The sequence below is a fragment of the Streptomyces sp. NBC_01017 genome (assembly GCF_045162795.1).
Classification (GTDB): Bacteria; Actinomycetota; Actinomycetes; order Streptomycetales; family Streptomycetaceae; genus Streptomyces; species Streptomyces machairae.
Window position 1 is genome coordinate 7,263,956 of sequence record NZ_CP108683.1, and the last position, 15,102, is coordinate 7,279,057.

A 15,102-nucleotide genomic window follows, 5' to 3' on the forward strand; every position below is an offset into this window, starting at 1 on the left:
TCGTAGGCATGACAGTGCTCGTGGTCCAGACCTTTCGTCAATAGGTCTGGACCACGTTGATGCATGGGTCGGCAAGTATGGACTGACAAGTATGGGCTGACAGATATTGAAATCTGTCAGCTGTTAGGGCATGGTGGAGGGCATGACGATGCAAACTCGCTCCCTCGGAACCACCGGCCCCCAGGTCTCCGCCCTCGGCCTCGGCTGCATGGGCATGTCCGCGCTGTACGGCGACGCGGACCGCGCCGAGTCGATCGCCACCGTGCACGCCGCCCTGGAGGCCGGCGTGACCCTGCTCGACACCGGCGACTTCTACGGCATGGGCCACAACGAGATGCTGATCGGCGAGGCCCTGCGCGCCGCGCCCGCAGGGCTGCGCGAACAGGCCCAGGTCAGCGTGAAGTTCGGCGCGCTGCGGGACCCGGACGGCGGCTGGGTCGGCTACGACGGCCGCCCCGCCGCCGTGAAGAACTTCGCCGCGTACTCGCTGCAGCGCCTCGGCGTGGACCACATCGACGTGTACCGGATCGCCCGGCTCGACCCCGACGTACCGATCGAGGAGACGGTGGGCGCGATCGCGGAACTGATCGAGAAGGGGTACGTCCGGCACGTGGGCCTCAGCGAGGTCGGCGCCGACACCATCCGCCGGGCCGCCGCGACCGCGCCGATCGCCGACCTCCAGATCGAGTACTCCCTGATCTCCCGCGGCGTCGAGGAGTCGGTCCTGCCGACCACCCGTGAGCTGGGGATCTCCATCACCGCGTACGGCGTGCTGTCCCGCGGGCTGATCTCCGGCCACTTCGCCCCGGACCGGCAGCTCGCCGCGAACGACTTCCGCGCCTACTCGCCCCGCTTCCAGGGCGAGAACCTCCAGCACAACCTGACCCTGGTCGAGGCGCTGCGGAAGATCGCCGAGCAGAAGGGCGTCTCCGTCGCCCAGATCGCCATCGCCTGGGTGCTCTCCCGCGGCGACGACATCGTGCCGCTCGTCGGCGCCCGCACCCGGGAGCGGCTCACCGAGTCGCTGGGCGCGCTGGACGTCACGCTGGACGCGGCCGACCTGACGGCGATCGAGGAGGCGGTGCCGGCGGACGCGGCGGCGGGCGACCGCTACCCGGCCGCGCAGATGGCGCACCTGGGCAGCAAGTAGTGGCCACGGCGCCGGGTCCTGGGCCGGGTACGGTCTAGGGCATGTCGCAGACGCCCACGACCCTGACCGCCGAGCGCATCCTCGAAGCCACCGAGGAGGTGCTGCGCCGCCACGGCCCGGCCAAGGCCACCGTGGTCGACGTGGCCCGCGCGCTCGGCGTCAGCCATGGCAGCGTCTACCGGCACTTCCGTACGAAGGCGGCGCTGCGGGAGGCGGTGACGAAGAGGTGGCTGGACCGGACGACCGGGGTCCTGGCGGCCATCGTCGCCGCCCCGGACCTGGACCCGGAGACCCGGGTGCGCGAGTGGCTCGCCGCCCTGTTCGCCGCCAAGCGCCGCAAGGCGTTCGACGACCCGGAGCTCTTCGCCACGTACTCGGTGCTGACCACCGAGACCGTCGAGACGGTCGTCGGCGAACACATCGCCGAGCTCACCGGCCAGCTGACCGAGATCGTCCGGGCGGGCGCCGACTCGGGGGCCTTCACCGCCGAAAACCCCGCCACCACAGCTCTCGCCCTCTTCCGGGCGACCGACCGCTTCCACGACCCGCACTACGCGGGGGAGTGGGAACAGCCCGGGGTGGAGGCGGAGTTCGAGGCGGTCCTGGACCTGCTGATGCGCGGGCTGCGGGCTCGGGGCTGAGCCGTCACGGGCGGTCCGGTTCGCCGGTCGTGCGTCCGAGGTAGGTGACCGGGCCCGGATCCGGGACGTCGATCGCGTGGAAGCCGAGGCGGTCGTAGAAGGCCCTGGCCGGGGTGTTGGCCGTGACCATGGAGAGATGGACGGCCGGGACCTCCTTGTCGTGGAGGGCCTGCAGCAGGGTGCGCATGAGCGCGCGTCCGTGGCCCCGGCCCTGCCACGCCGGAAGCAGATCGACGTGGAGGTGGGCCGGGTAGGCCGCGACCTCCGGGACGAGCATGCGCTCCGGGTGGTGCAGCAGGCCGAGCATCCGCTCGTCCGGGGTGGTCGGGGGATCGGGCGGCTCGGGGTGGCGACGGGCGGCCACGGGCAGCCACTTCGTGCGGAAGGCCGTCACGAAGCGCGGGGTGTCCGCGGCGCCCAGGATGTAGCCGACCGCCCGGCCCGCCCCGTCGTCCAGGACGAACGCGAGATCCGGTTCCAGGACGACGTACGGGAGCGCGAAGGCCGCCGGGAAGATGCCGGGATCCCGGTAGTGCGGCCGGCTGTCGCCGCCCTCGTGGGCCGTGCGGACGCAGATGTCCTCGACGGCCGCCCGGTCGCCGGGGCGGTAGCGGCGGACGCCGGTCATCGGGCGTGGGTCATCGGTCGGACTGGGCGTCCGTCGGGTCCACCGTCGCCTGGTGTTCCTCCGCCAGGTGTTCCTCTGCCTTCAGCCACGGCAGGAACTGGGCGTTCTTGCGCCAGCCGCAGGTGTCGCATCTGATCGTGCGTTGCGCGCCCTTGCGTTGTACTCGCACGACGTGCTCGCGTCCGTGGTGGTCCCAGCGGCTCACCTTGCTCGTGTTGATCTCCAGCATGACGCCTCCAGCGTCCGAGGACATCGAGTCCGCGTGCCCGGCTGGGAGCAGCCGTGCGCAGCAAGGAGTGTGCAGCAAGACCAACATCAACAGGGACTTTTCCCCGGCGAGTTGACCAACCTGTGGCCACACCCTCACCGGATGATCTCAACGTGGGGTCAACCGATCGTGCGCGGCAGACGCAGGCTGAGCAGGCCTGTCAGCGCCACTCCGGCCAACTGGACCAGGAGCGTGGTGACCAGGGCGTCGCCCATGCCCATCGTCGAGCTCAGGGAGAGGAAGAGCGTGCCCAGCGTCGCCACACCCAGCGCCAGCGACGACTGCTGGGTCGTGATCATCACCCCGCTGCCCACGCCCGCCCGCGCGTTCGGCACCTCGGAGAGGACGATCCGGAAGATGACCGGGAGTTGGAGGGCCTGCCCGGCTCCGGCTATCGCCGCGCCCGGAAGCAGCTCGACGAAACCGAGGTCCGGCCAGAAGCGCCAGGCGGCCACCGCCATCAGCGCCACGCCCACCCCCTGGATCACCGCACCGGCGGTCACGACCCGGGTGCCGTAGCGGGCGACCAGCCGGGGACCGGCCAGCGAGACGAAGAAGAACACCACCGCCATCGGCACGAGCGCCAGTCCCGCCGCCACCGGGCCGAGTCCCGCGCCCTGCTGCAACGCCACCGCGATCACGAACATGAAGCCGCTGAAGCCGATCGAGAACGGCACGATCATCACCAGGCCGCGCCGGAGGGACGTGAGCTCGAACAGGCTCGGCGGTACGAGCGGGGTGCGCCCCGCCCGGTCCGCCCTGCGCTCCACCGCGTAGAACGCCCCCGCCGCGAACGGGAACGCCGCCAGCGACAGCCACGTCCACAGCGGCCAGCCCGCCGCCCGGCCCTCGGTGAGCGGGGCCAGCAGCGCGAGGAGGGAGACGGCGAGCAGGACCGTGCCGGGCCCGTCCAGCGGCTCGGGGCGCTGGGAGCGGGTCTCCGGGACCGCGCGGGAGGCCAGGTAGAGGCCGACGAGGACGACGGGGACGTTGACGAGGAAGACCGAGCGCCAGCCGGTGCCCGCGATGTCGGCGGCGACGAGCACGCCGCCGAGGATCTGCCCGGCCACCATCGACAGACCGGCCGTCGCGCCGTACAGGCCCATGGCCTTCGCGCGGCGCTGACCGCTCGTGGCCGACTGAATCGTGGCCAGCACCTGCGGCAGCATCGCCGCCGACGCCGCGCCCTGTGCGACCCGCGCCGCGACGAGCGTCCACGCGCTGGGCGCGAGCCCGCACGCCAGCGAGGTCAGCCCGAACGCCGCCATGCCGCCCAGGAAGAGGCGCCGCCGGCCGAACAGGTCACCGAGCCGCCCGCCGAGGACGAGCAGCACGGCATACGCCAACCCGTAGCCCGCGACGACGAGTTCGAGCACGGCCTCGCTCGCCGCGAGGTCATGGCCGATGGTGGGCAGGGCCACGTTGACGATGAAGAAGTCGATGAGCGGAAGTGCCGCGCCCAGCAGCACGGTGAAGAGCCCGAGGCCGCCGAGCGAGGGTGGTGCCGCGATGGCCGGGGCCTTGCGTGAAGTGATGGTTTCGGTCACGGCCAACAGCCTGCGCCCGCTCCGAGACGGGTACCAGAGTGTCCTTATCCTGGTAGCGGAAGCACCTGGAAACAGGATCCGGGGAGCGGCAGGCTGGAGGAATGACGACCATGGCCCAGGAAACGGCGACCGAAGCTCCCCGCCCCGTCGCCGCGTCGGCGATCCGGCGCCACGAACTCGCCGCGTTCCTGCGCCACCGCCGCGAGCACATCACCCCCGAGCAGGTCGGCCTGCCGCGCGGCCGCAGGCGCCGCACCCCGGGCCTGCGCCGCGAGGAGGTGGCCCAGCTCGCCGCCGTGGGCGTCACCTGGTACACGTGGCTGGAGCAGGCGCGGGACATCCAGGTCTCCGTCCAGGTCCTGGACGCGCTCGCCCGCACGCTGATGCTCGACCCCAGCGAGCGTTCCCACCTCTTCCAGCTGGCCGGGGCGGTGGATCCGACGCCGGCGACGACCTGCCCGTCGGTGACGCCCGCGATGCGGGCCGTCCTGGAGCAGCTGGAGCCGTACCCGGCCTGTCTGCAGAACAGCCGCTACGACATCCTCGCCCACAACCGCACCTACGGTCTGCTGCTCTGCGACCTGGAGGCGGTGCCGCCCGAGGACCGCAACTGCTTGATCCTGTCGTACACGCACGAGGAGTGGCAGTCGTCGATCGTGCACCTGGAGGAGGCCCAGCGCCTCATGGCCGCGCGCTTCCGCGCCGCGATGGCCGGCCACCTGGCCGAGCCCGTCTGGAAGATGCTGCTCAAGCGCCTGCGCTCGGAGTCCCCCGAGTTCAGCGAGGCATGGGACCGGCACGAGGTGGTGGCCCACCGCAGCAAGCGCAAGGAGTTCCTCAACCGGCATGTGGGGCGGGTGGTCGTCGACCACACGGACCTGTGGCTGAGTCCCGAGGTGGGGCCGAGGATGGTGACGTACGTGCCGGCGGACGAGGAGTCGCGGGAACGCCTGGAGAAGCTGCACGAAATCGCCCTCTCAGGGGCGCGGGGAGCTGCGCGACCGGCCCCCACCGGCCGTTAGCCGCCGACCCGCACACACCTACGCACTGACCCGGGACGCGTCGCGAACCTCCACCGACTCCAGCCGCTCAGCCGTGCGTTCAGCAGTACGCCGAGCCCACGGCCCGCTCGTGACCGCCCCCACGATCAGGACCATGAGCCCACACCCGGTGAGGATCCACCAGCCGGGCACAGCGGCGTCGACGAACGTCTCCCGGTACGACGACACCGACACCCCGGCCGCCAGCACGGCACCGACCACGGCCACCCCGAGCGTCTGCCCCAACTGCCGGCTCGTGGACGCGACGGCCGCCGCGACCCCGGCCTGCGCGCGCGGCATACCGGAGACCGCCGTGTTGGTTATCGGCGCGTTGACGAACCCGAAGCCGATGCCGAACATCGCGTACCCGAGGATCAGCGTGGCGTTGGACGTCTCGGCGTCGAAGAGGGCGAACAGGGCCGCGCTCAGGGTCATCGCGGTGCCGGCGATCAGCAACGACAGCCGTGGCCCCCGGGTGCCCACCAGCCGTCCCGACAGGGGTGCGCACAGGAACATCGGCGTCGCCATCGGCAGCATCCACAGCCCCGCGTGCAGGGCGTCGAGCCCCCGCACGTTCTGGAGGTACAGCGTCGACAGGAACAGGAACCCGCCCAGCGCCGCGAACGCGCTGACCGCGATCACCGTGGCCCCGCTGAACGGCGCCGAACGGAAGAACCGCAGGTCGATGAGGGGCTCGGCGCGGCGGGGCTCGTAGATCAGGAGGGCGATCAGTGCGGCCAGGGCCACGCTGCCGAGGAGCAGTGTCTCCGACGCGGGTGCCGTCGGCGCCGCGATGATCGAGTACGTCAGTGCGCCGAACAGCGCCATGACCAGCACCTGGCCGACCGGATCGGGGCGGCGGGCCCGCGCGGCGCGGGACTCGGGGACGTAGCGGAGGGTGAGGAGGAGCGCCGCCAGGCCCACCGGCAGGTTGACCCAGAAGATCGACCGCCAGCCGACCGACTCCACCAGCAGCCCGCCGACCAGCGGGCCCGCCGCCATCGAGAGGCCGACCACGCCACCCCACACCCCGATCGCCCGAGCCCGCTCGCGCGGGTCCGTGAAGGTGTTGGTGATGATCGACATCGCGACCGGGTTGAGCATCGAACCGCCCACCGCCTGCACCATCCGGAACGCGATCAGAGCGTCGAGGTTCGGCGCGACGGAGCACAGCGCCGAGCCGATGGTGAAGACCACCAGGCCCGCCATGAAGACACGTTTGCGGCCGATCCGGTCCGCCGTGGAGCCGGCCAGCATCAGCAGCGAGGCGAGGACGAGGGTGTACGCGTCGATCGTCCACTGCAGGCCCGACGTGCTCGCGTCGAGGTCGCGCTGCAGGGCGGGCAGGGCGACATTGAGCACGGTGTTGTCGAGGCTCACGATCAACAGGCTCATGCAGCAGATCGCAAGGACCAGCAGTCGGCGGCGAGGGCTGAGCTCCGGCATCCTTGAATAGTACGCCTAACTAATGAATTTCGCGGCACCCGGTCCGGTACGTGAGAATGGGTGGATGTCCATGACCGCCCCGCCCGTTGTCTCGCCCGTCGCCCCGCCCCTGCCGATCGGTCCGCACACCGTGCAGCCGCCCGTCGTCCTGGCCCCGATGGCCGGGATCACGAACGCGCCCTTCCGCACGCTGTGCAGGGAGTTCAGCGGCGGCAAGGGGCTGTTCGTCAGCGAGATGATCACGACCCGGGCGCTGGTCGAGCGCAACGAGAAGACCATGCAGCTGATCCACTTCGACGCGACCGAGAAGCCGCGCTCGATCCAGCTGTACGGCGTCGACCCGGTCACCGTCGGCAAGGCCGTCCGCATGATCGCGGAGGAGGGCCTGGCCGACCACATCGACCTGAACTTCGGGTGCCCGGTGCCGAAGGTGACGCGCAAGGGCGGCGGCTCCGCGCTGCCGTTCAAGCGGAACCTGCTGCGGGCGATCCTTCGGGAGGCGGTCAGCGGGGCCGGTGACCTGCCGGTCACGATGAAGATGCGCAAGGGCATCGACGACGATCACATCACCTACCTCGACGCCGGCCGCATCGCCGTCGAGGAGGGCGTGACGGCCATCGCGCTGCACGGCCGCACGGCCGCCCAGCACTACGGCGGCACCGCCGACTGGGACGCCATCGCGCGGCTCAAGGAGCACGTGCCGGAGATCCCCGTGCTCGGCAACGGCGACATCTGGTCGGCCGAGGACGCGGTGCGGATGGTGCGGGAGACCGGGTGCGACGGGGTGGTCGTCGGGCGTGGGTGCCTGGGGCGGCCGTGGCTGTTCGCCGATCTGGTCGCGGCCTTCGAGGGGCGTACGGAAGCCGTCGCGCGGCCCGGCCTGCGCGAGGTCGCCGAAGTCATGGTCCGGCACGCCACGCTGCTCGGCGAGTGGATCGGGGACGAGGCGCGTGGCGTCATCGACTTCCGCAAGCACGTCGCCTGGTATCTGAAGGGCTTCGCCGTCGGCTCCGAGATGCGCAAGCGGCTCGCCGTCACGTCGTCGCTGGCCGAACTCCGGTCCGGGCTGGACGAGCTGGACCTCGACCAGGCCTGGCCTGCCGGAGCCGACGGGCCCCGTGGCCGTACGTCCGGCAACAACCGGGTGGTGCTGCCGGACGGCTGGCTGAAGGACCCGTACGACTGCGCGGGCGTGGGCGAGGACGCCGAGCTGGACACGTCCGGGGGCTGAGTACTAGTCCGAGGCGTGCGGTGTCGAGCCGTACGCCGTCAGGAAGCGGTCCCGGAACGCGCTCATCTTCCAGACCGGGGCGTCCTTGGCGGGCTTGAGGCCGTCCGTCCAGTTCCAGTCGGCGATCTTGTCGAGGACCTTCGGGTCCTTGGCGACGATGGAGATCGGTACGTCACGGCCGGCGTGGTTGCCGCTGACGCGGGCCATGGGCTGGTGATCGCCGAGGAAGACGAGAACCGTGTCGTCGGTGCCGTAGCGCTCCATCCACTGCGTGAGGCTGGTCAGCGAGTACTCCACGGACTTGCCGTACTCCTCGCGGGACTTCGTGGTGTCGGTGAGGACGTCCCCCGGCTTCTTGCCCGCCTTCTGGATCGGGTCGAAGACCGAACCGTCGCCCAGGTCGTCCCAGTCGACCATCTCCGGGATCGGGGCCCAGGGCTGGTGGCTTGAGGTCAGGATGACGAAGGACATCAGCGGCTTGTCGTGCTTCTTGCCGTGGATCCGGCGCTGGAAGGCCTCCAGGGCGTACTGGTCGGGCATCGTCGACCAGCTGAACTTCGGGCCCTTGTAGCCCAGTTGCCAGGCGTTGTACAGCCTGTCGAGGCCGTACCACTTCGACTCCGGCCAGCCCTTCTGCACGCCGGGCATGACTCCGACCGTGTCCCAGGCTCCGGTCTTCCGGAACGCCTTGGTGAGGGTGAGGTGCTCACCGGCGGTGACGGTGCGGTAGCGGCGCTGGTTGTCGATCCACAGGCCCGACATGGTCGTGGAGTGGCCCAGCCAGCTGCTGCCGCCGAACGTCGCCGAGGTCAGCCAGCCGCTCCTCGCGTGGAAGCCCGCCTTGGCCAGGGCCTCGTTGCTCGCGTCGAGGGTTCTGCCGACGCCGGGGGCCGTGATCGGGTCCTCGATGGCGCTGCGGCCGTAGCTCTCGATGAACGTGAAGACGACGTCCTTGCCGCGCAGGTCCGGCAGCAGCTGGTCGGGGGGCGTGTTGCCGAAGGTGTCGGCCTCGGCCTCCTTCGCGAACCGGGCCTCGTCCTCCAGGGAGTCCACCGTCCGCTGTGCGTGGGTCCTGAAAGCGCCGGCGGCGTGGTCGGAGGCGATCGGCGTGCCGAAGGCCTGGAGATTGAGTGCGGTGCAGGTGATCCAGACGGTGCCGGCCATGAGCGCCCCCTGGGTGGCCCTCGCCCTGTGCATCGTGAGGAGGGCGCTGAGGTGGATCGTTGCGGCTGCCATCAGGGCCATCAGCAGCAGGATCAGGATGACGCCGCCGATGGCAGCGCCGGTGGCCACGGCTCCGCCCATCGTGTCGGCGACGTACGACTGGGCGTCGGGGAGGAGGTCCCAGTCGAGGGCGGCGTTGAAGCCTCGGCCGAGGTACTCGTTGAAGCCCATGTCCAGGAGGTTCAGCACGGTGAGTACGGCGAGGCCGATGCCGTAGAGCGTTGCCGCGGCTATTCGTGGGCGGCGGGGGAGGGCGAGCATCACGACTGCGCCGATGATCGCCTCCGCGGGGATGCGGGTGAAGGTGTTCGGCTGCAGGGCGGGGAGGGTGTTGGGGAGGAGGAGGGCGGCGAGGATCAGGGCGGCGGCGAGGGCGGTGGTCGTCCAGTGGAGGGTGCGCCTGATTCTGAGGGCGCGGTCGGTCGGGGGCTTTGCTTCGGGCTCGGCTTCGCTTTCGCCCGTGTTGTTGTTCCCACCCGCACCACCCGTGCTGCTTTCGTCGTCGGGGGCGGCGGGTTCCTGTGCCGTGTCCTCGCCGTCGGCGGGTACGGGCGGGGCCTGCGGGGAGTCCCCGGCGTCGGCCGGCGTGGGCTCGCTGAGGGACGTCTCGTCGGGCAAGGTGTTCTTCTTGCCGGGTAGTTGACGTAGGCGCGTGAAGACCGGCACCCGAAGGTCCTTCCGTGCGAGGCCCCTGGTGGAGTGGTGCGGCGGGCCTCGCTGGGGAGGCTGGGGGCCCGCCGTCATCCCGTACGGCCGGCCCCCGGCCGGTGTTCAGCTCCGGTGCCCCAGCGCTCGGCAAACGCTGGGCAAACGGCAGGCCAACAGGCCCGCGGGCAAGACGTCTACGCCCCTCCCACCGCCGTCAGGAGCGCCAGCGGGGCCGCCGCCGAGCGGGACTCGCGTACGCAGGCGTGCGGGTACGGCACGGGCTCCGCGTGGGTGTCACGGCCGTAGCCCGCGAGGACCTCCGGGAGCCGGTGGCCGGTGGTCGTCGCCGCGTCGACCAGGGCGTGGGCCACCGTGCGGGCCTCGTCGTGCAGGCCGTAGCGAGCCAGGCCCAGGGTGATCAGCGCGTTGTCGTGCGGCCAGACCGAGCCCCGGTGGTAGGAGAGGGGGTGGTAGGCAGGCTGGCCGGCGGCCAGGGTGCGGACTCCCCAGCCCGAGAAGAAGTCCGGTTCGAGGAGGCGACGGCCCACCGCCTCGCCGTACTCCTTGTCCAGCAGCCCGGACCAGAGGAGATGCCCCGCGTCGGATGCGAGCGCGTCGACCTGCCGGCCCCCGCCGTCCAGGGCCAGCGCGGGGAAGGAGTGCTCCGGCATCCAGAAGTCCCGCTGGAAACGGTCACGGAGGTCGCCCGCCGCCTGTTCCAGGAGGGCCGCGTAGGTCTCGTCCTGCCACACCGTGCGGGCCAGCCACCCGGTGCGGCGCAGGGCGTCGTACGCATAGCCCTGGGCGCCCGCCGCCATCACGGGGCCGCCGGGGCGGGTGCCGTCGGCCGAGCAGATCGCGCCGGGGGAGTCCTTCCAGTTCTGGTTGGCGAGGCCGCCCTGGTCGGCGCGGTAGACCAGGTAGCCGCGGGAGGTCAGCCCGCCATGGTCCAGCATCCAGCCGATCGCCGCGCGGGCGTTGGGCTCCAGGGCTCGGGCCAGGGCTGTGTCGCCGGTCTGTTCCACGTATGCGCCGAGCAGGATCAGGAACAGCGGCGTCGCGTCCACCGAGCCGTAGTAGCGGCCGTACGGCACCTGCCCGAAGTGCGCCAGCTCGCCGTGCCGCACCTCGTGCACGATCTTGCCGGGCTGGGCGACGGACTCGGGGACCATCTCCGTGGCCTGGGTCGCGGCCAGTGCGGGGAGGGTGGCGGCGGCGAGGCGGGGGCGGTAGGGGAGGGCGAAGAGCGAGGTGAGGAGGGCGTCGCGGCCCAGCAGGGTCAGGAACCAGGGGGCGCCGGCCGCGGGAACGCGCAGTTCCTCGCCGTCCGGGCCCGTCGCGGGGACCTGGAGCGCGGCCAGGTCGGCAAGGCCCCGGGCACAGGCGGCGGCCAGCTCGGGCCAGCCGGTCGGGAAGGCCACGCCCTCCACGAACTCGCCCTCCACGGCGAGGAGTTGGGAGGACAGGGCCGCGGGGGAGCGAGGGACGCGCAGGGCGCGTTTGTCGCCGTGCGGGCGGGCCATCACCCGGAGGGTCAGCTCCGCCGTGCCGTGCGGGTCGAGGTCGAGGGCCCAGACCAGGCGGCGGGCGCCGGTGCCGGTCTCCTCCACGCCGTCGGGCGCGGGGTCCGCGGTCACGGTGGTGATCGAACGCCATTCGCCTCGCTGGTACGTGAACTCCACGCCGTGGTCCAGGACCTGGCGGGAGCGGGTGGCACCGGTCTTGGCGTACGTGCGGTGGTCGGAGCGCAGTTCGAACTGGTCGGTGAAGTCGGCGTCCGCGGTGACGGCCAGACGGATCGTCGTCGGCACCGGCCGGTTGCTCGTCACACGCAGCGACTCGATGAACGACCCGTCCCCGACGGCCTGTTCACGGAAGAGCGTGTAGGCCGGAGGCTCGTTGCGGCCGCCGCGCGGGACCAGGACACAGCGGGCCGTGTCCCCGTCGGCGACCGGGGAGAGCGCCTCCGGTACCGCGCCGTCCACGGTGAGCTGCCAGCGGCTCAGATGCCGGGCGTCCCGTACGAATAAGCCCTCCGGAGAGCCGGCGGCGCGTACGCCGCTGATGTCCCCGCCGTCGCCCACGGCGGCGAACGTTCCCCCGTAGACGAGCAGATGATGGCGGTCCGTCATCCCCGGTCCCCTCCCTTGAGTTCCTTGACGGCGTTCGTGTCCCACGCGGGGTGGTCGTGCAGCAGGTCGAGCGTGAGCGCGGCGGTCCAGCTGAAGCCGGTGGCTCCGCAGGCGTCGCCGCTGTACGGGTTGACGTACTCCGCGAACCCGGAGACGTCGGCGGTGTGCAGGATCGCCCTGCGCAGGGCGTCGGCCCGGCCGCGCTCGCCGTGCAGCCGGAGCCCGCGCTCCAGCAGCCAGCCGGTGTTGAACCAGGCCGGGCCACGCCAGTAGCGGTGCGGTTCGAAGGCCTCGCCGAGCAGGTCGTAGCTCGGCACGAGGCGGGTCGTGCCGCCGAGGCCGAAGTGGGGTCCGCCCAGCGTCCGCACCAGCGCGGCGGCGATGTCGCGGGGGAGGGTGGGGAGGAGGAGGGGGACGAGGCCGGAGACGCTGCGCTCGCGGATCGGCTCCCCTGTCGCCGACCCGCCGGTCCGCCGCTCGCCCAGCCCGTCGCTCCGCGGCTCGACCGGTCCGTCGCCCCGCCCCTCGCTGCGCACGTCCCGGCAGAAGAACATGCCCTCCGCCGGGTCCCACAGTCGCTCGATCAGCGCCGCCGTCAGCCGCTCGGCGCGCGCGTGCCGGGCCGTGCCCGTCGCCCCCAGCTCCCGGGCGATCTCGGCCAGCGCGTGCTCGGACGCGATGAGCAGGGCGTTGAACGCGGGGTCCTCGACCGCGAAGTCCCCGGCGCCGTCCGCATACCCGCCGTCCCGGTAGTCCGTCGCCAGCCGCACATACCGCCCGTAGTCCAGATCCGTCGGCCGGTCCTCGGCCGCCCCGTGGTCGAGGTCGGCGCGGCGGAAGGAGCGGGCCGCGGCCGGGGTGACGCGGGCGAGCGGGGCGTCCCAGCAGGGGCTGTTGTCCATACCCTGTTCCCAGGGGTGCACGACGGACGCGAGGCCGCCTGCGCCGAGGTCGCGCCGGTGCAGCAGATAGCGGTGCCAGGCGGCGAGGCGGGGATACATCCGGGTGAGGAAGCCGCGCGCCCGGGACAGTCCCGGGTCGGCGCGGTGCACCAGCCAGGCCGCCAGCGCGTGCACCGGTGGTTGCACGATGCCGGAGGTCTGTACGGTGCGCGGGGCGCCCGCAGCACGCCCCGCGGTCGAGGAGCGCCAGAAGTCGGGGCTCGGGAAGTAGGCGTCGAGCGGCACGGAGGGGTTGAAGACGATGTGCGGGATCCGCCCGTCACCCCACTGGGCGCCGAGCAGCGTCTCCAGCTCCGTCTGCGCCCGCAGCGGCGAGACATGCCTCAGGCCGATCGCGATGAACGCCGAGTCCCAGGACCACTGGTGCGGATACAGGTTGCGCGAGGGCACCGTCGAGGCGCCCGTCCAGTTGTCCTCCAGCACCCGGGCAGCCCTGACGTGCAGTGAATCCGCCACGGGAGGCGGATCGTATGCAATGTCACGCTCGATGGGGCGGGCTGTGAGCTGGGCAGTGCGATCCACTCGGGGCTCCCCGAAAGACGTCCGGCCGACCGGTTCGGTCATGGCTACCGTAGGGTTACGTCTATTTAACACGCAAAACCCAATATGTAATGCAGAGTTGAGAAGCACAAGGGGGTGTGCATGAGCGCACGGGGCCAAGCGAGTGCCGGGGAACTGCTCGAACTGGTGCGGAGCGGGCGCGCCGTCACGCGCGGAGCGCTCCAGCAGGCCACCGGCCTCTCCCGGGCCACCGTCGGCCAGCGCCTCGACCGCCTCTTCCGGGCCGGCTGGCTGCGCGAGGGCGCCGGCGGTCCCGTGGACTCCCCGCTGGGCGGCCGTCCCTCCATCACCCTGGAGTTCGACGACGCCCACGCCGTGGTCCTCGTCGCCGACCTGGAGACCCGGCACGCGCGTGCCGCCGTACTGTCCCTGACCGGCGAGATCCTCGCCGAGCACACCGGCACGCTGGTCATCGAGGACGGACCGGACGTGGTGCTGGGCGAGCTGGGGCACTGGTTCGCCGAGCTGCTGGAGAAGACCGGGCGCCGGGCCGACGAGGTGGGCGGCATCGGGCTCGCGGTGCCGGGGCCGGTGGACAGCGGGACCGGCCGGGTCGTCCAGCCGCCGATCATGCCCGGCTGGGACGGCTACGACATAACCGGACGCCTGGCCAGGGCCTTCACCGAGGCCACCGGCGCCGCGCCGGTCCCGGTGCTGGTCGACAACGACGCCAACCTCATGGCGTACGGCGAACAGCGCACGGGTTTCCCCGACTGCTCGGCGTTCGTCCTGGTCAAGGTGTCGACCGGCATCGGCGCCGGGGTCGTGGTCGACGGCGCCATCTACCGGGGCATCGACGGGGGCGCCGGCGACATCGGCCACATCCGGGTGCCGGCGGGCGCGGACGCGCTGTGCCGGTGCGGTTCGTACGGCTGTCTCGCGGCCGTCGCCAGTGGCGGCGCGGTGGCCCGGAGGCTGGCCGGGACCGGGGTGCCTGCGGCGTCCGGCTCGGATGTGCGGGACGTGCTGGCGTCCGGGCATCCAGGGGCGGCGGCGCTGGCACGGGACGCCGGGCGGCAGGTCGGGGACGTACTGGCGACGGTCGTGACGCTGCTCAATCCCGGGGTGCTGATGATCGCCGGGGATCTGGCGGGGACGCCCTTCCTCACCGGCGTACGGGAGTTGCTGTACCAGCGGGCGCTGCCGCGCTCCACCGCTCATCTGAACGTCGTGACCTCGCGGCTGGGGGAGCGGGCCGGTCTGGTGGGTGCCGGGGCGCTGGTCGTGGAGCATCTGTACGCGCCCTCCCGGGTGGAGGAACGGCTGCTCGCGCTGGGTGTGTGACGTCCGTGTTTCCGTCTCGGGGCACGTCCGCATGGTGAAATCTCGGCGGCTGTGGCAGCGTGATTCTCGCCACCCTTGATAAGGGTTGCGCTCAGATGAGCGGATCTTGAGCGGCTGCACTTCTCCAAAGGGTGGCACTCGGTGCCACCCTTTGATCGTTCATCGATCGAAATCAAACGTGCGGGATGGCTGCTCATCTGAGCGATAAACCGCACCTGTGAACCCTCTTGCGTTCAAGAAGTGAAAACATCCGGCCGTCGCGGCTTGCCAAGCCTTGACTTTCGATCCACTGGCGGACGGGTGGTTACAGGCGCATGACGCGTGAGTAGACGTACCCAGG

General features: G+C 71.6%; 12 protein-coding genes. 5 read left to right on the forward strand and 7 right to left on the reverse strand.

Annotated elements, in window-relative coordinates; all coding sequences use genetic code 11:
* Positions 1 to 142 precede the first annotated feature (142 nt).
* Together OG331_RS33435 and OG331_RS33440 are read left to right on the forward strand one after the other, a co-directional pair.
* Entirely contained in the window at positions 143 to 1,150 is a 1,008-nt protein-coding gene (locus tag OG331_RS33435; protein WP_406203071.1) for an aldo/keto reductase, read from the forward strand.
* 41 nt (positions 1,151 to 1,191) lie between these two features.
* Positions 1,192 to 1,791 carry a TetR family transcriptional regulator gene (locus OG331_RS33440; RefSeq protein WP_406203073.1) on the forward strand — a complete coding sequence of 200 codons (600 nt, stop codon included), beginning with the start codon at positions 1,192 to 1,194 and terminating at the stop codon, positions 1,789 to 1,791.
* A 4-nt stretch (positions 1,792 to 1,795) separates the two neighbouring features.
* Here the strand turns inward: OG331_RS33440 and OG331_RS33445 are convergent, their stop codons facing one another.
* The 3 genes from OG331_RS33445 to OG331_RS33455 all read right to left on the reverse strand — a co-directional run bounded on the left by OG331_RS33445 (position 1,796) and on the right by OG331_RS33455 (position 4,234).
* Entirely contained in the window at positions 1,796 to 2,419 is a 624-nt protein-coding gene (locus tag OG331_RS33445) for a GNAT family N-acetyltransferase (protein ID WP_406203075.1), read from the reverse strand.
* A 10-nt stretch (positions 2,420 to 2,429) separates the two neighbouring features.
* Entirely contained in the window at positions 2,430 to 2,648 is a 219-nt protein-coding gene (locus tag OG331_RS33450) for a hypothetical protein (protein ID WP_406203077.1), read from the reverse strand.
* A gap of 158 nt (positions 2,649 to 2,806) precedes the next feature.
* Positions 2,807 to 4,234 carry an MFS transporter gene (locus OG331_RS33455; protein ID WP_406203079.1) on the reverse strand — a complete coding sequence of 476 codons (1,428 nt, stop codon included), beginning with the start codon at positions 4,232 to 4,234 and terminating at the stop codon, positions 2,807 to 2,809.
* 101 nt (positions 4,235 to 4,335) lie between these two features.
* Between OG331_RS33455 and OG331_RS33460 the strand changes: the two genes are divergently transcribed.
* Positions 4,336 to 5,256: a helix-turn-helix transcriptional regulator gene (locus OG331_RS33460; protein ID WP_406203081.1), complete on the forward strand. Its 921-nt coding sequence runs from the start codon at positions 4,336 to 4,338 to the stop codon at positions 5,254 to 5,256.
* Positions 5,257 to 5,274: 18 nt separating this feature from the next.
* Here the strand turns inward: OG331_RS33460 and OG331_RS33465 are convergent, their stop codons facing one another.
* Positions 5,275 to 6,720 (reverse strand): MFS transporter, encoded by a 1,446-nt coding sequence (locus OG331_RS33465; protein WP_406203083.1) that lies wholly within the window; start codon positions 6,718 to 6,720, stop codon positions 5,275 to 5,277.
* A 64-nt stretch (positions 6,721 to 6,784) separates the two neighbouring features.
* On the opposite strand from OG331_RS33465, the gene dusB reads away from it, so the two are divergent.
* The gene (gene dusB, locus OG331_RS33470) at positions 6,785 to 7,951 is read left to right on the forward strand and encodes a tRNA dihydrouridine synthase DusB (RefSeq protein ID WP_406203085.1); all 1,167 of its coding nucleotides are present in this window, start codon (positions 6,785 to 6,787) and stop codon (positions 7,949 to 7,951) included.
* Positions 7,952 to 7,954: 3 nt separating this feature from the next.
* On the opposite strand, the gene OG331_RS33475 is transcribed toward dusB, so the two are convergent.
* The 3 genes from OG331_RS33475 to OG331_RS33485 form a co-directional block, all read right to left on the reverse strand.
* Positions 7,955 to 9,841, reverse strand: coding sequence for a CDP-alcohol phosphatidyltransferase (locus OG331_RS33475; protein ID WP_406203087.1), 1,887 nt, complete (start codon positions 9,839 to 9,841; stop codon positions 7,955 to 7,957).
* 176 nt (positions 9,842 to 10,017) lie between these two features.
* Positions 10,018 to 11,955 (reverse strand): glycogen debranching N-terminal domain-containing protein, encoded by a 1,938-nt coding sequence (locus tag OG331_RS33480; RefSeq protein WP_406203089.1) that lies wholly within the window; start codon positions 11,953 to 11,955, stop codon positions 10,018 to 10,020.
* Positions 11,952 to 13,481 carry an MGH1-like glycoside hydrolase domain-containing protein gene (locus OG331_RS33485; protein WP_406203091.1) on the reverse strand — a complete coding sequence of 510 codons (1,530 nt, stop codon included), beginning with the start codon at positions 13,479 to 13,481 and terminating at the stop codon, positions 11,952 to 11,954. Before OG331_RS33485 ends, OG331_RS33480 begins: the two co-directional genes overlap by 4 nt.
* A gap of 78 nt (positions 13,482 to 13,559) precedes the next feature.
* On the opposite strand from OG331_RS33485, the gene OG331_RS33490 reads away from it, so the two are divergent.
* Complete coding sequence (locus tag OG331_RS33490; RefSeq protein WP_406203093.1) at positions 13,560 to 14,762, forward strand: ROK family protein; 1,203 nt, start codon at positions 13,560 to 13,562, stop codon at positions 14,760 to 14,762.
* Positions 14,763 to 15,102 lie beyond the last annotated feature (340 nt).